This window comes from Kribbella sp. NPDC058245 (assembly GCF_042882005.1).
Taxonomy (GTDB): domain Bacteria; phylum Actinomycetota; class Actinomycetes; order Propionibacteriales; family Kribbellaceae; genus Kribbella.
Genome location: NZ_JBHVWY010000002.1, coordinates 541,409 through 556,685, shown reverse-complemented (window position 1 = coordinate 556,685; position 15,277 = coordinate 541,409). Strand labels below are relative to the sequence as shown.

At 67.6% G+C, this 15,277-nt stretch carries 11 protein-coding genes; 7 read left to right on the top strand and 4 right to left on the bottom strand.

Annotated features, from left to right (window positions below):
- Nucleotides 1-31 precede the first annotated feature (31 nt).
- Entirely contained in the window at nucleotides 32-3,178 is a 3,147-nt protein-coding gene (gene ileS, locus ACFVWG_RS06125) for an isoleucine--tRNA ligase (RefSeq protein ID WP_391542047.1), read from the bottom strand.
- Between the two features lie 615 nt (nucleotides 3,179-3,793).
- Here ileS and ACFVWG_RS06120 point away from each other — a divergent pair.
- From ACFVWG_RS06120 to ACFVWG_RS06110, 3 genes are read left to right on the top strand one after another with little or no spacing between them, the layout of a single operon-like run.
- Entirely contained in the window at nucleotides 3,794-4,249 is a 456-nt protein-coding gene (locus ACFVWG_RS06120) for a TraR/DksA family transcriptional regulator (protein ID WP_391542046.1), read from the top strand.
- Nucleotides 4,222-4,845 (top strand): signal peptidase II, encoded by a 624-nt coding sequence (gene lspA, locus ACFVWG_RS06115; RefSeq protein ID WP_391542045.1) that lies wholly within the window; start codon nucleotides 4,222-4,224, stop codon nucleotides 4,843-4,845. The genes ACFVWG_RS06120 and lspA overlap by 28 nt, the downstream gene beginning before the upstream one ends.
- A gap of 14 nt (nucleotides 4,846-4,859) precedes the next feature.
- Complete coding sequence (locus ACFVWG_RS06110) at nucleotides 4,860-5,768, top strand: RluA family pseudouridine synthase (protein ID WP_391542146.1); 909 nt, start codon at nucleotides 4,860-4,862, stop codon at nucleotides 5,766-5,768.
- Nucleotides 5,769-5,770: 2 nt separating this feature from the next.
- Here the strand turns inward: ACFVWG_RS06110 and ACFVWG_RS06105 are convergent, their stop codons facing one another.
- Nucleotides 5,771-6,400, bottom strand: a complete 630-nt coding sequence (locus ACFVWG_RS06105) for a DJ-1/PfpI family protein (RefSeq protein ID WP_391542044.1) — start codon at nucleotides 6,398-6,400, stop codon at nucleotides 5,771-5,773.
- A gap of 190 nt (nucleotides 6,401-6,590) precedes the next feature.
- Here ACFVWG_RS06105 and dnaE point away from each other — a divergent pair, with 190 nt between their 5' ends.
- From dnaE to ACFVWG_RS06085, 4 genes are all read left to right on the top strand, one after another.
- On the top strand, nucleotides 6,591-10,145 hold the full coding sequence (gene dnaE, locus ACFVWG_RS06100; RefSeq protein ID WP_391542043.1) for a DNA polymerase III subunit alpha: 3,555 nt from the start codon (nucleotides 6,591-6,593) through the stop codon (nucleotides 10,143-10,145).
- A gap of 150 nt (nucleotides 10,146-10,295) precedes the next feature.
- On the top strand, nucleotides 10,296-10,982 hold the full coding sequence (locus tag ACFVWG_RS06095) for a hypothetical protein (protein ID WP_391542042.1): 687 nt from the start codon (nucleotides 10,296-10,298) through the stop codon (nucleotides 10,980-10,982).
- Nucleotides 10,983-11,089: 107 nt separating this feature from the next.
- Nucleotides 11,090-11,683: a hypothetical protein gene (locus ACFVWG_RS06090; RefSeq protein ID WP_391542041.1), complete on the top strand. Its 594-nt coding sequence runs from the start codon at nucleotides 11,090-11,092 to the stop codon at nucleotides 11,681-11,683.
- Between the two features lie 51 nt (nucleotides 11,684-11,734).
- Nucleotides 11,735-13,366 carry a DUF3352 domain-containing protein gene (locus ACFVWG_RS06085; RefSeq protein ID WP_391542040.1) on the top strand — a complete coding sequence of 544 codons (1,632 nt, stop codon included), beginning with the start codon at nucleotides 11,735-11,737 and terminating at the stop codon, nucleotides 13,364-13,366.
- Here ACFVWG_RS06085 and ACFVWG_RS06080 read toward each other — a convergent pair.
- Both ACFVWG_RS06080 and ACFVWG_RS06075 read right to left on the bottom strand, forming a co-directional pair.
- Nucleotides 13,341-14,129, bottom strand: a complete 789-nt coding sequence (locus ACFVWG_RS06080) for an alpha/beta fold hydrolase (RefSeq protein WP_391542039.1) — start codon at nucleotides 14,127-14,129, stop codon at nucleotides 13,341-13,343. The genes ACFVWG_RS06085 and ACFVWG_RS06080 overlap by 26 nt on opposite strands.
- Complete coding sequence (locus tag ACFVWG_RS06075) at nucleotides 14,057-15,256, bottom strand: MFS transporter (RefSeq protein ID WP_391542038.1); 1,200 nt, start codon at nucleotides 15,254-15,256, stop codon at nucleotides 14,057-14,059. The genes ACFVWG_RS06080 and ACFVWG_RS06075 overlap by 73 nt, the downstream gene beginning before the upstream one ends.
- Nucleotides 15,257-15,277 lie beyond the last annotated feature (21 nt).

The window sequence follows — 15,277 nt, the reverse complement described above, 5'->3', positions numbered from 1 at the left end:
GGACCCATCAAATGGCGGGAGGGGAGGCGGGTCAGGCTTTGGTGAGCCAGTAGGTGAGGTTGAGGTCGGGCTCGCTGCCGGTGACGAGGGTTGCCGAGTCGGCCGGGGTCGAGAGGGTGAGCTCTACGGCCAGGACCTCGCGCGCGAGGTCTTCGCCGTGCTTGCCGAGGGCATCGGCCAGTTCGGTGTCGGTGGTGGTGAGCCAGACCTTGATGCGGTCGGAGACCTCGAGGCCGGCCGACTTGCGGGCCTCCTGCAACGTCCGGACCACCTCGCGGGCGAGGCCGGCCTGCTTGAGCTCGGGGGTGATCTCGAGGTCGAGGGCAACGGTCTCGCCCTGCTCGTTCACCACCGACCAGCCTTCCTTGGGCCGCTCGGACAGCAGTACGTCGGCCTCGGTCACCTCGACGTCAGCGCCGTCGACCACGACTGTCGCCGTACCGGAGGCCTTCAGGGATGCGGCCAGTACGGCGGCATCCGCGGCGGCGATCGCGGCGGCGACGACCGGGGTCTGCTTGGCGAACCGCTTGCCGAGCTCGCGGAAGTTGCCCTTCGCGGAGAACTCGACCAGGTCCGCACCCGCCGACGACAGCGGCTCGACCGAACCGACGTTCAGCTCGTCCGCGATCTCCTGCCGCAGCTCGGCGGACAGGTCGGCGATCGCAGCCGACCCGACCAGTGCCCGGCACAACGGCTGCCGCGTCCGGACCTTGGCATCGGCCCGCGCCGAGCGGCCGAGCTCGACGACGCGCTTGGCCATCGACACGTGCTGCGCCAGTACGTCGTCGATCAGCCCAGCGTCGTACGTCGGGAAGCTCGCCAGGTGCACGGATTCCGGCAGCGACGGCGTGACCGGGCGGAACACGTCCTGCCAGACCCGCTCGGTGACGAACGGCGTCAGCGGCGCCATCACCCGGGTGAGCACGTCGAGCGTCTCGTGCAGCGTCGCCAGCGCACCGGCGTCACCGGCCCAGAACCGCCGCCGCGACCGCCGGACGTACCAGTTCGAGAGCGTGTCGACGAACTGGCTGACCAGCAGACCGAGCTTCTGAGTGTCGTACGCCGCATAGGCCTCGTCCGTGTCGCGCACCAGCCGGTGCGTCTCGCTGACCAGCCAGCGGTCCAGCACTGAGCGCTCCGCGACCGGCGGCACGTCGGACGGCGACCAGTTGGCCAGCCGCGCGTACAGGGAGTGGAACGCGGCCGTGTTCCAGTAGGTGAGCAGCACCTTCCGGACGATCTCGTTCAGCACGTTCGGCCCGATGCCGCGCGCCTTCCACGGCGACCCGGAGGCGGCCATGAACCAGCGCACCGCGTCCGCGCTGTGGTCGTCCATCAGCGGGATCGGCTCGAGGATGTTGCCCAGGTGCTTGGACATCTTCCGGCCGTCCTCGGCCATGATGTGGCCGAGGCAGACGACGTTGCGGTACGACGACTCGTCGAACACCAGCGTGCCGATCGCCATCAGCGTGTAGAACCAGCCACGGGTCTGGTCGATCGCCTCGGAGATGAAGTCGGCCGGGTAGGCCTTCTGGAACTTCTCCTGCGACCCCTCGGCCCACGGGTAGCCCCACTGCGCGAACGGCATCGCACCCGAGTCGTACCAGGCGTCGATCACCTCGGCGACCCGGTGCGACTCACCGCCGCAGGTCGGGCAGGCGAAGGTGATGTCGTCGACGTACGGCCGGTGCGGGTCGGTCGCGCTCAGATCCTGCCCGGCGAGCTCGCCGAGCTCGGCCAGCGAGCCGACGCACACCTGGTGGTCCTCCTCGCAGCGCCAGATCGGCAGCGGCGTACCCCAGTAGCGGGAGCGGGAGACCGCCCAGTCGATGTTGTTCCGCAGCCAGTCGCCGTACCGGCCCCACTGGACCGACTCCGGGTACCAGTTGGTCTTCTCGTTCTCCCGGAGCAGTGCGTCCTTCACCTGCGTGGTGCGGATGTACCAGGACGGGAGGGCGTAGTACATGACCGGCGTGTGGCAGCGCCAGCAGTGTGGGTACGGGTGCTCGTAGGGCACGTGCTTGAAGAGCACACCGCGCGCGTCGAGGTCCTTGACCAGGTCCGCGTCGGCCTTCTTGAAGAACTGACCGCCCACCAGCGGGATGTCCGCGGAGAACGTCCCGTCGGCCTCGACCGGCTTCACAACCGGCAGACCGTACGCACGGCAGACGATGAGGTCGTCCGCACCGAACGCGGGGGACTGGTGCACCAGACCGGTGCCGTCCTCAGTGGTCACATACTCAGCCAGTACGACGTAATGCGCCGGCTCGGGGAATTCCACCAGCTCGAACGGGCGCTGGTAGTTCCAGCGCTCCATGTCACGGCCGACGTACTGGCCGGTCACCGTCCAGCCCTCGCCGAGGCGGTCCAGCAGCGGCTCGGCCACAACGAGGGACTCGGTGCCGTCGGTAGCGACGACGTACTGGACGTCGGGGTGCACGGCGACGGCCGTGTTGGAGACGAGCGTCCAAGGGGTGGTCGTCCAGACCAGCAGCGACGCTTTGCCGGCCAGGGGGCCGGAGGTGAGCGGGAAGCGGACGTAGACGGAGGGGTCGACGACCGTCTCGTAGCCCTGGGCCAGCTCGTGGTCGGACAGACCGGTGCCACAGCGCGGGCAGTACGGCGTGATCCGGTAGTCCTCGACCAGGAGGCCCTTGTCGTGGATCTGCTTGAGCGACCACCAGACGGACTGGACGTACTCCGGGTCCATCGTCCGGTACGGGTGCTCCATGTCGACCCAGTAGCCCATCCGGGTGGTCAGCTCGGCGAAGGCGTCGACGTGCCGCAGCACGGACTCGCGGCACTTGGCGTTGAACTCGGCGATGCCGTAGGCCTCGATGTCGTTCTTGCCGTTGAAGCCGAGCTCCTTCTCCACCGCGACCTCGACCGGCAGGCCGTGGCAGTCCCAGCCGGCCTTGCGCTCGACCGAGAAGCCCTTCATGGTCCGGTAGCGCGGGAAGACGTCCTTGAAGACGCGCGCCTCGATGTGGTGCGTGCCGGGCATCCCGTTCGCGGTCGGGGGACCCTCGAAGAAGGTCCACGGCGTGCCGCCGGCGGACTGCTCGAGGCTCCGCGCGAAGGTGTCGTGCTCGTCCCAGTGGGTGAGCACCTCGCGCTCCAGCGCGGGGAAGTCGACCTGGGCGGGCACTTGCCGCCAGGGAGTGTTCGGGGTCGCCATTTCTGAAGTCCTTCGTCGCCGTTGCCTGCCCGACGAGGGACGGAATGCCGTGGCCGGATCGGCCGGGCACCGCGCGGTACCACCCTCCTTGGCGACTCTCAGGGTGAAACCCGGGGAGTTACCCACTTCCTTCGCGCGCCGCTGCCGGTTCTAATAGGTCGCCACGGACTGTTCTTCCGGCGGCTCCGGGGTGATGGCCCCATCACTGCCTTGCAGGTCGCGGTTGTCAGTGTACGGCGTCGTACCGGGCAACTACGAATCGTTAATGACTCGCCGATCGGGGGCGGATCCGTGAGAATGCTGCGTGATGTTCACGTAATTGTCACTGTCGGTAGCGGGTGAGACGCGGCTGTGACGCGCGGAACATCGAGTGAACTTGAAGAAGCGACTACCGTATGTCCACGGTCTGCGCGTCGGACTGGCCAGGCTCTGGAAGCTGGCCTACTGTCTGGCGACCAGTCTGCTTCAGTCTCCGACGACGAGGGGGTAGCTGCCATGGCTACGGCTCCCAGGAAGTCCGCCCCCCAACGTTCCACCGCGGCCAAGAAGAGCGCCTCGGGATCGAGTGAGTCCAGCACGACAACCCGTAAGGCACCGGCGAAGAAGAGGGTGGCCATGAAGACGAACGAGAACAGGACACCGGCGACGGCGCCGGCGAAGTCCCCGGTGCACAAGGCCGAGACCCTGGCAGTCAAGGACGGCGAGGCGCCGTGGACGGCGGCCGAGCTGGCCGAGTTGCGTGCCGAGCTCGAGGCCGATGTGGTCCACCTCCGCGACGAGATCAAGGTCGCCGAGAAGGAGATCGTCGGGCTGCTGCGCGACGGCGGGGACGGCGCCGGTAACGACCAGGCCGACGTGGGCTCCACGACGCTGGAGCGCGACCACGAGATGTCGCTGGCCAACAATGCCCGCGACATGCTGGACCAGGACGAGCGCGCCCTGTCCCGGATCGAGGACGGCACGTACGGCGTCTGCGAGTCCTGCGGCAAGGCCATCGGCAAGGGTCGGCTCCAGGCTTTCCCGCGTGCGACACTGTGCGTCTCATGCAAAGAACGCGAAGAACGTCGCTGAACGACGACGCCCCCTCGCCCCGCCGGCCCGGGGACGACGTACCGGCTTCAGAACCGGCCGACCTCGAGTCGGCCGGTTCTCCGTCGTCTTCCGAGCCTCCGGCCCGGTCCTGGAAGTGGATCGGGTTGTTCGCGGTGGCCGGGATCGTGGTGCTGGGTCTCGATCAGCTGACCAAGGCTCTCGCGCTGGCGCATCTGACGCCGGGGGAGCCGGTGAACGTGATCGGCAGCCTGCTGAAGTTCACCCTGATCCGGAACTCGGGTGCCGCGTTCAGCCTCGGCGCCGGGTACACGCCGGTGATCAGCGTGATCCAGATCGCGGTCGCGGTCGGGGTCATCTACCTGTCGCGCCGGCTCGGATCGACCGGCTGGGCGATCGCGTTCGGGCTGCTGTTCGGCGGCGCGGTCGGCAATATCACCGACCGGATCTTCCGTGAGCCCTCGCCGTTCCACGGGCATGTCGTCGACTTCCTGCAGACGCCGCACTGGGCGATCTTCAACGTCGCGGACATGGCCGTCACCTCGGCCGCCATCCTGCTGGTCATCCAGACCTTGCGGGGGATCCGCCTCGACGGGACAACGGAGCAGCGCAAGTGAGCGCCCGCACCGTCATGGTCCCGGACGGGCTGGCCGGTGAGCGGCTCGACGCGGCCCTGTCCCGCCTCTTCGGCGTCTCCCGCACCAAGGCCGCCGAGATGATCGAGTCCGGCCTGGTTCAGGTCGACGGCGTCGCGGCACTCAAGTCTGCCCGTGTCGCGGCCGGTGTGATGCTCGATGTCGAGCTTCCCGCACCGCCTTCCGAGGTGACCGTCGTACCGCAGACCGTCGACAACCTGCGGATCGTGCACGACGACGACGAGATCGTCGTGGTCGACAAGCCGGTCGGCGTCGCCGCCCACCCGTCACCGGGCTGGACCGGCCCGACCGTGATCGGTCACCTCGCCGGAGCCGGCTTCAACATCTCCACCAGCGGCGCGGCCGAGCGCAAGGGCATCGTGCACCGCCTCGACGTCGGCACGTCCGGCCTGATGGTCGTCGCCAAGACGGAGTACTCCTACACCGTCCTCAAGCGCGCCTTCAAGGAGCGGACGGTCAAGAAGATCTACCACGCGCTGGTGCAGGGTCACCCCGACCCGTTCACAGGCACCGTGGACGCTCCGATCGACCGGCACCCGAACCACGACTACAAGTTCGGGGTCATCGCCGGCGGCAAGCCCAGCGTCACGCACTACGAGACGCTCGAGGCCTTCCGCTACGCGACCTTGCTCGAGATCACCCTCGAGACCGGCCGCACGCACCAGATCCGCGTCCACATGTCCGCGATCGGTCACCCGTGCTGCGGCGACCTCACGTACGGCGCGGACCCCGTGCTCGCCGAGCGGCTCGAGTTGAAGCGTCAGTGGCTGCACGCCATGCGGCTCGGCTTCGACCACCCGGGCAGCGGTCAGTACGTCGAGTTCACCTCGCAGTACCCCGAGGACCTGGACCAGGCCCTCGACAAGCTCGCCGACTCAGACTGACATCAGTTCGTCACTGTGTTCAATTCAAAGAAGCCAGCCGGATCCTTGGCTCCATAGAGCTTGTACCAGGAGTCGAGGACCGCGGGTTCGTACACCTCGAGCTTCGCCAGGATCTCTCTGGCGAACTCGACCGGTGCCTGCGCCTTCCCGGTGATCAGCGCCCCATCCGTCACGGCCAGCTCATCGCGGTAGAACGCGGAGCCGCCGTACCCGAGGCTCTGCAGGAACTCGAGCGCGTTGCTGGTGTGCGGCCGGTTGTCCAGCAGTCCGGCCAGCGCCAGCCCGCCGGTCGCGCCACAGATCGCAGCCACCGGTACGTCGGCCTCCAGGAACTCGCGCGCCTTCGCGACGAACGGCTGGTACGCCGGAGTCGGGAAGAGGTCGTTCCCCGGCAGGATCAGCATCGCGCTCTCAGCTGGTGACAGTTCGTCGAGGGTCAGATCCGGGAGCACCCGCATCCCGCCGCTGGTCCGGATCGGGTCCGCGGTCGCGGCGACGGTGCGGACGACGTACCGGCCGGGTTCGCGCTGCCAGTCGGGCCGGTTGATGTGCGCGGTGGCGAAGCCGGCCTCCCAGTCGGCGTAGGTGTCGTAGACGGCGACATGGACGGGGATCGCGCTGTTCTCGGTCATGACAGCATGATGTCGTTATTGACAACATGCTGTCAATCCTCAATTCCTTCCCCACCCCACCGCCCCGATCGAGATGCGCCCGGATAGCGGGCGTTGCGGGCGTCGCCGGTGAGCCGATTCAGAACTGTCCGTGGGCCCGCATACTCTGTACCGGTCCCGCTCATTCACGCCCTGGGAGGTCCGCGCCGATATGGGGTCCAGCGACAGTTTTGTGCATCTCCACGTGCACACCGAGTACTCGATGCTGGATGGCGCGGCAAGGATCGACGAGTTGTTCAAAACGGCCCAGGAGATGGGCCAGCCGGCGATCGCGACCACCGACCACGGCTTCGTCTTCGGGGCCTACGAGTTCTGGAAGACCGCGAAGAAGTACGACGTCAAGCCGATCATCGGCGTCGAGGCCTACCTGACGCCGCACACGCACCGGACCGAGCGCAAGCGGGTCAAGTGGGGCGACGCGAACTCCGGCCGTGACGACGTCTCCGGCTCGGGTGCCTACACCCACATGACGCTGCTCGCGAAGAACACCTCGGGTATGCACAACCTGTTCAAGATGAGCTCGCTGGCCAGCCTCGAGGGCTATTACTTCAAGCCCCGGATGGACCGCGAGCTGCTGCAGACCTATGGCCAGGGCCTGATCGCGACCACCGGCTGCCCGTCGGGCGAGGTGCAGACGCGGCTGCGGCTCGGGCAGTACGACGAGGCCATCAAGGCCGCGTCGGAGTTCCGCGACATCTTCGGCAAGGAGAACTTCTACTGCGAGCTGATGGACCACGGTCTCGGCATCGAGCGGAACATCCAGGGCGACCTGCTGCGGCTGGCCAAGGAGCTCGGGCTGCCGCTGGTGGCCACCAATGACCTGCACTACACCAAGGCCGAGGACGCGACCTCGCACGCGGCGCTGCTGTGTGTGCAGTCCGGCTCGACGCTGTCGGACCCGAACCGGTTCAAGTTCGACGCCAACGAGTTCTACGTGAAGACCGCGGCCGAGATGCGCGAGGTCTGGAAGGACTTCCCGGAGGCGTGTGACAACACGCTGCTGATCGCCGAGCAGTGCGACGTCAGCTTCACCGAGGGGGAGGGCCGGTTCATGCCGCGCTTCCCCTGCCCGGAGGGGCACAACGAGGAGTCCTGGTTCATCGCCGAGGTCGAGACCGGGCTGCACTACCGCTACCCCGAGGGCGTCCCGGACCCGGTCCGCAAGCGGACCGACTACGAGATCGAGGTCATCACCTCCAAGGGGTACGCCGGCTACTTCCTGGTCGTCGCCGACTTCATCAACTGGGCCAAGGCCAACGGCATCCGGGTCGGTCCGGGCCGTGGTTCCGGTGCCGGGTCGATGTGCGCGTACGCGATGAAGATCACCGACCTCGACCCGCTGCTGCACGGTCTGTTCTTCGAGCGCTTCCTGAACCCGGAACGCATGTCGATGCCCGACTTCGACATCGACTTCGACGACCGCCGCCGCCCCGAGGTGATCCGCTACGTCACCGAGAAGTACGGCGACGACCGGGTCGCGATGATCGTCACCTACGGAACGATCAAGGCCAAGCAGGCGATCAAGGACGCCGGCCGGGTGCTCGACTACCCGTTCGCGATGGGCGACCGGATCACCAAGGCGATGCCGCCCGCGGTGATGGGCAAGGACGTGCCGCTGTCCGGCATCTTCGACCCCGCGCACAAGCGGTACTCCGAGGCCGGCGAGTTCCGCGGTCTCTACGAGTCCGACCAGGACGTCCGCAAGATCGTCGACACCGCTCGCGGCCTGGAGAACCTGAAGCGCCAGTGGGGTGTGCACGCGGCCGGCGTGATCATGTCCAGCGAGCCGCTGATCGAGCTGATCCCGATCATGCGCCGCGACCAGGACGGCCAGATCATCACCCAGTTCGACTACCCGAGCTGCGAGACGCTCGGCCTGGTCAAGATGGACTTCCTGGGTCTGCGCAACCTGACGATCATGGACGACGCGGTCAAGAACATCCAGGCCGCGCACGGCATCACGATCGACCTCGACGCGCTGAGCAAGTCGCTCGACGACCAGGCGACGTACGACCTGCTGGCCCGCGGTGACACGCTCGGCGTCTTCCAGTTCGACGGTGGCCCGATGCGGGCGCTGCTGCGGCTGATGAAGCCCGACAACTTCGAGGACATCTCCGCGAGTACGGCGCTCTACCGGCCGGGCCCGATGGGTGCGAACAGCCACACCAACTACGCCCTGCGCAAGAACAAGCAGCAGGAGATCAGTTATCCGCATGACTCGCTCGAGGAAGCGCTCGAGCCGGTCCTCGGTGTCACCTACGGCCTGATCGTCTATCAGGAGCAGGTGATGGAGATCGCCCAGCGCCTGGCCGGCTACTCGCTGGGCAAGGCGGACCTGCTCCGCCGGGCGATGGGTAAGAAGAAGCGCGAGGTGCTGGACGCCGAGTACGTCGGCTTCGCCGAGGGCATGAAGGCGAACGGGTACTCCGCGGAGTCGATCAAGGCGCTGTGGGACATCCTGCTCCCGTTCTCCGACTACGCCTTCAACAAGGCGCACTCCGCGGCGTACGGGCTGGTCTCGTACTGGACCGCCTACCTGAAGGCGAACTACCCCGCCGAGTACATGGCTGCCGTGCTGACGTCCGTGAAGGACGACAAGGACAAGATGGCCATCTACCTGAACGAGTGCCGCCGGATGGGCATCAAGGTGCTGCCGCCGGATGTGAACGAGTCCGACTCGAACTTCACCCCGGTCGGTACCGACGTCCGCTTCGGCCTGTCCGGGATCCGCAACGTCGGCGTCAACGTGGTGGCCGAGATCGTCGCGGCCCGCGAGGAGAAGGGCCGGTTCACCGACTTCGTCGACTTCATCGACAAGGTCTCGCTGCCGGTCTGCAACAAGCGCGTCATCGAGTCGCTGGCCAAGGCCGGTTCGTTCGACTCGATGAACCACGCCCGGCGCGCGGTGGTCGCGGTCCACGAGCAGGCCGTCGACGAGGCGATCGACCTCAAGCGCAACGAGGCACACGGCCAGTTCGACCTGTTCTCGATGGGTGACGACGACCCGGCCGGCGACGACGGCGAGCTGAACAGCCGGCTGTCGGTGCGCGTCCCCGAGATCGAGGAGTGGGACAAGGCGACCAAGCTCGCGCACGAGCGCGACATGCTCGGTCTCTACGTCTCGGACCACCCGCTGTTCGGCGTCGAGCACGTGCTCACCAACGGCACTGACTGCACGATCGGGCAGCTTTTGTCCGACGAGGACCGTCCCGACGGCACCCGCGTCACGATCGGCGGCCTGGTCACCGCTGTCCAGCGCAAGGTGAACAAGCGCGGCGACATCTACGCCATCGTCACCATCGAGGACCTCGAAGGTTCGATCGAGGTGATGATGTTCTCCTCGGCGTACCAGCTGCACGCGCACCTGCTCAGCAACGACGCCATCATCTTGATGAAGGGCCGCATCCGCCGCCGCGAGGACCGCGTCGAGCTGAGCGGCGACGAGGTCGTCGTCCCCGACCTCACCGAAGGCCCCAGCGGCCCCGTCGTCATCACCATGCCCGTCACCCGCTGCACCAAGCCGGTCGTCGACCAGCTCCGTGACGTCCTCCAGTCCCACCCTGGCATGACCGAGGTCCAGCTCCGCCTCGAAGCACGCCAGAAAACCACCGTCATGCGCATCGGCGACCGCTTCCGCGTCACCCCCACCTCCTCCCTCATGGCCGACCTGAAAGCCCTCCTAGGCCCCTCCTGCCTGGCGGGCTGACAGGGGTGACGGAGGGATGTGCGCCCGGGGCCGGACATGCAAAGGCCCCGGGGGGTTTCCCTGGCCTAAGCCGGTACACCATGAATCCCGGGGCTCTCGTGCTCGACCAGCATATCAGTGCCGACGGACGCTAGAAAAGACACACATGTGATGAACAGCGATCACCAGTCGCAGACTCAGGCTCCACGCAGGACGCCCTGGACCTTGGAAAATCTCCTCTCGGAGGCCCGTTTGGGGCCTTATCTGCACGCGTCGGAGGGTAGCCTCGCCGCCGCTCACCGGCTGTACCAATGGAACGCGCGGATCAGCTCGGCATTCCAGGAGGTCTTGCACTATGTCGAGGTCGGGCTCCGCAATGCGATGGATGGTCAGCTCGCCACCTGGGCGACGGAGTTGGGTGCAGAGCGCCCGTGGTACCGCGACCTGCGAGTACCTCTGACCCCGCCGACCCGCCGCAAAGTCGAAGTGGCGCGGAATAACGCGACCCGCGGCGGCCGGCCGGAGCTTCACGGCAAGGTGATTGCTGAATTGATGCTCGGATTCTGGTGGTCGCTCCTGGCCGACGAGTACAACCGGCGGCTGTGGCAGCCCTGCTTGCAGTACGCGTTCGACGGTCCGGTACGCCGGACCCGGATGCACTCCGAGCTGAACGAGCTGCGACGCCTGCGGAACCGGATCGCGCACCATGAGCCGATCCACAGCTGGGATCTGGCCGCGGAACATGACCGCGTACGCGATGTCGCCGGCCGTATCTCACCGCGGCTGAGCGAGCGTATCGAGGCGGTCAGCCGAGTTCCTGCTGTGCTCCTAGAACGCCCCTGCGGATCGCCAAGCTGACTTGCGTCTGCGGCTCGCCGATGGGTGGTGAATTGCTTCAACCACCTATGCGGCACACTGACGAGGTGAGTGACTCGTTGCCCCCGAGGCCGGTTTACGGACAGCCGATGCAGTATCTGGCGCCGCCGACGACGAATCCGTTCGGGACGCCGCCGGAGCCTGAGCCGGAGATGCCGTGGGCCAAGGCGATTCTGGTGACTGTGGTGGTGTTCCTGGTGGCTGGTGTCGTCGGGGGCTGGGCTTGGCAGCAGTTCTCGCCGCTGGCGCAGTACACGGTGGACGAGCAAGGTGGGGCGCTGGGGGAGGAGCAGATGACCCGGGTGTTCGGGCCGGACGGCACGTTCACGGCGATCGGGTTCGTGGCTGCTTTTCTGCTGGGTGGTGCGCTGTTCTGGTGGCTGCGGAACTACGGCCCGTGGTCGGTGGCGATCGTGGGGCTGGGCGCCTGCCTGGGGTCTGGGATTTCCTGGGGTGTCGGGATGCTGCTCGGGCATGATCCGCTGACCCCGCGGTTGCAGGCCGCGAAGCCGGGTGACCTGGTGGCGGCCCCTCTGGAGCTGCATACGTGGACGCCGGCGGTGGCGTGGCTGGTGGGTGCCGCGCTGGCCGCTGCGGTGATCGCGGCCGTCACCTGGCGGGCCGAACCGGTTGCAACCGGTTCGAAACCTGTTGCGTCAGAGGGCATGCCCCCGGTGCACTAGGGTGTCCTGGTCCGGTGGGTGAGGCCATCGGTCCGTACGAGGGGGAAGTTGATGTCTGACCAGAACACTCCGCCCGGCCCGCAGTTCCCGGGTCAGGGTGGTCCGCAGTACCCAGGTGCCGGGGGGCCGCAGCAGCCGCCGCAGTTCCAGCCGCAGCAGCAGCCGTATCCGCCGCAGCAGCAGGCGCCGTACCAGCAGCCGAACGCTCCCTATGAGCAGGTGCAGGTTGGTGGCGGGTGGCAGCAGGAGCCGCCGAAGAAGCAGCGTGGCAAGCTGATTCCGATCATCGCGGCCCTGGCCATGGTGATCGTCGTCGCCGGCGGCGGAATCTTTGCCTACGGCAAGCTCAACGGCGGCAAGCAGCCGGACGCAGTCCTGCCCGGTACGGCGATCGGCTACCTGCGCGTGGATCTGAACCCGTCGGCCGGCCAGAAGCTGGCCGCGCTGCGGTTCCTGATGAAGTTCCCGTCCGCCAAGGACAAGCTGAAGCTGACCGGCGACAAGGACGACCTGCGCCAGAAGATCTTCGAGGCGATCAAGTCGAACGACGACTCCGGCGACCTCAAGGACGTCGACTACGCCAAGGACGTCAAGCCCTGGATGGGTGACCGGATCGGCCTCGCCGTCCTGCCGGCCCCGGAGGGCAAGAAGGAGCCTGGCGTCGTCTTCGCCATCGAGTCGAAGGACGACGAGGCTGCCGCCAAGGCGCTCGACAAGGGCAGCAAGCCGGACGAGAAGGCCGGCCGCGCGTTCAGCGACGGCTACCTGCTGGTCGGCGAGACCCAGGCCGAGGTCGACTCCGCCGTCGCGGCCGCGAAGAACGGCGTACTGGCGGACAACGAGAAGTACAAGGCCGACCTGGCCAAGCTCGGCGAGCCCGGCTTCGCAACCCTGTGGGCGGATTTCGCGGGCGTGGCCAAGCTGGTCGGCGACAAGGCCCCGGTCAAGGCGAACCCGGTCGGTAACGGGAGCGTCGCCGCGGCGCTGCGGTTCGACGCGCAGTACGTCGAGTTGAAGGGCATCGCGCGGTCCGACCAGGAGCTCGTGGCGAAGGCGTCCGACGCCAGCGAGCTGGTCACCAAGCTGCCCGGTACGACGGCGGCCGCGGTCAGCGTCTCGGGGGTCGACTCGTCGATCGACGCGCTCTGGAAGAACCTCGAGAAGGGCGAGATCGGCGATCTCGTGCAGGGCTTCTCGGAGCAGACCGGCCTGAAGCTGCCGGACGATCTCAAGAGCCTGCTCGGCAAGAACCTGTCGGTCGTCGTCGACAAGGACGCCTCGGCGGGTCCGAAGATCGCCGCCCGGTTCGAGACCGACCCGGCGAAGGCCGAGCCGGTGGTCCAGAAGTTGACCACGCTGCTGCAGCAGCAGTCGCCGGTCCAGGTCCCGATCGAGACCGCCAAGGACGGTGACACCCTGGTCGTCTCGACGGACAAGGACTACGCCGCCAAGGTGCTCGAGAACGGCGACCTCGGTGACTCGGAGAACTTCAAGGTGGCTCTCCCGGACGTGAAGGGTGCGACGGGCATCGTCTACGTCGACTTCGACAACGCGAACGGTGTCCTCGAAGCGATCGGCGAGAAGACCAGCGCCGACGTCAAGGCCATCCGCTCGGCCGGCCTGGTCGCCCGCAACACCGGCAACTTCGAGGGTGAGTTCACCCTCCGGGTCGTCGCGAAGTAGTTCGCCCGAAGAAGGCCCGGACGGCAGCACCACAACCGTCCGGGTCTTTTCGATGCATCCAGTGCCCGGTGTCGTCCAGCACCACCAGCTCGGCACCGCGCAGACGCCGTACCATCTCGGTGGCGAGCTCCGGCCCGAGCAGGAAGCTGTTGCTTGCCCGTAGCAACAACAACGGGCAGCCAACCGCCTCCCAGTCGGTCCACCACACTCCGCGGCAGCCGTCCTGGACCTGCATCATCGTGTCCAGGTCGAAGAGCAGCTCGCCGTCGACGACACTTTCGAGGAAGTACTCCTGCGCCGGAGTGGTGGCGAAGAACTCGGCAGCCTCCGCCGGAGTCGCGAAGCGGCGCGGCCAGCCCGTCACATCGAGCACCGGCTCCGGCACCGCGGTCTCGTCGGTGACGGCGCCCACGTCCTCGACGACCACGGCCTGCACCAGCTCAGGCCGCCGGGCAGCGAGCTGGTACGCCGTGACTCCGCCGAGTGAATGCCCGTACAGCAGCACGGGTGCGAGGCCGAGCGTCTCGACGAACTGGGCCGCGTCCGCCACGAACGCCTCCCGGTTGAAGTCGCCACCGGCTGTGGTGAGGCCGTGGCCGCGGAGGTCGGGCGCGATCATCCGGTAGTCCGGCAGCAGCCGCTCCGCGAGCGCGGCGAAGGTCCGGCCGCGGCCGAAGGTGCCGTGGAGGGCTAGGACTGGGAGCCCGCGGCCGCCGGCGTCCTCGTAGTGGAATCGGCCGTGGGGGAGGTCGACGGTAGGCATTGCTTCCTTCCGAGGATTGCAGGCAGGACGATGATGACGGCTGCCACCGTCATGCTGACCCGGAACCCGAGGGGAGCCAGTACGGCGGGAGCCGCCGCGCTGCCGAGTTGCCGGATCGCGTTGAGCAGGCCGGCGCCGAACCCGCTGTGCGTGGGCGGCAGGCCGTTCAGCATCAGCGTCGTGGTGGTCGGAGCGATCAGCCCACCGCCGACACCGGCCGGGAGCAGCCAGAGCGCGAGCTGCCACACGGGCGCCACGCGGTCGGCGAAGACCAGGCCGGCGAAGCCGGTCACCATCAGGAACTGACCGAGCAGCAACGTCCGGCGGACACCGATGCGGGCAGTCAGCCGGCCGGTCAGCAGGTTCGCCGGAACGATGAGCAGGGTCATCGGGATGAACACCAGCCCGCTCACCCACGCGGACTGGCCGCGGCTCTGCTGCAGGTACAGCGTCACCACGAAGATCATGCCGTACGTCGCGAAGTTCAGCGCGAACCCGGTCACCGAGCTGAGCACGACCGCCGGTTTGGTGACCAGCCCCCGGTACGACGACGTCCGCCGTACCGGGGACTGCCGAGGTGCGGCGGGGACCCGCAGTGCCACCACGAGCGCCAGCGCGGTCGGCGGAACAGTGAGCCAGAACGTGCCCTGCCAACCGATCGCCGACGTGATCGCGCCACCGAGCGGCGAGCCGATGACGAGCGCGATCGCGCCGGCTGCACTCCAGCGGCCGACGGCGCGAGCACGTTCCGGCGCTTCGGGGTACGCCGCATTGAGCATCGACAGGCCGGACGGCAGGATGACCGCGGCGGCGATGCCTTGGACAGCACGCGCCGCGAGCAGGACCGTGAGGTTCAGGGCGAGCGCGCAGACCACGGAGGTCGCCGCGAACAAGGCGAGACCGGCCACGAACGCCCGCCGCGCACCGATCCGATCGGCCCACGCTCCGGCCGGAAGCAGGAAGAGCGCGAAGACCAGCGAGTAGCCGGTGAGAATCCAGGCCAGACCGGCCTGCGCGTTGAGGTCGCGGCCGATGACCGGTAGCGCGGTGGTGACCGTTGAGGCATTGAGCGTGATCAGGAAGAAGGACAACGCAGCGGCAGTAGTAGCGGATCGTTGAATGGGCACAACTACTACCGTGGACCCTGC

Coding starts and splice junctions, on each gene's coding strand:
- ACFVWG_RS06080 (WP_391542039.1), bottom strand. CDS start 14,129: ATGCCTACCGTCGACCTCCCCCACGGCCGATTCCACTACGAGGACGCC.
- ACFVWG_RS06085 (WP_391542040.1), top strand. CDS start 11,735: ATGTCTGACCAGAACACTCCGCCCGGCCCGCAGTTCCCGGGTCAGGGT.
- ACFVWG_RS06110 (WP_391542146.1), top strand. CDS start 4,860: ATGGTCCCGGACGGGCTGGCCGGTGAGCGGCTCGACGCGGCCCTGTCC.
- lspA (WP_391542045.1), top strand. CDS start 4,222: ATGCAAAGAACGCGAAGAACGTCGCTGAACGACGACGCCCCCTCGCCC.
- dnaE (WP_391542043.1), top strand. CDS start 6,591: ATGGGGTCCAGCGACAGTTTTGTGCATCTCCACGTGCACACCGAGTAC.
- ACFVWG_RS06105 (WP_391542044.1), bottom strand. CDS start 6,400: ATGACCGAGAACAGCGCGATCCCCGTCCATGTCGCCGTCTACGACACC.
- ACFVWG_RS06120 (WP_391542046.1), top strand. CDS start 3,794: ATGAAGACGAACGAGAACAGGACACCGGCGACGGCGCCGGCGAAGTCC.
- ACFVWG_RS06090 (WP_391542041.1), top strand. CDS start 11,090: ATGCAGTATCTGGCGCCGCCGACGACGAATCCGTTCGGGACGCCGCCG.
- ACFVWG_RS06095 (WP_391542042.1), top strand. CDS start 10,296: ATGAACAGCGATCACCAGTCGCAGACTCAGGCTCCACGCAGGACGCCC.
- ileS (WP_391542047.1), bottom strand. CDS start 3,178: ATGGCGACCCCGAACACTCCCTGGCGGCAAGTGCCCGCCCAGGTCGAC.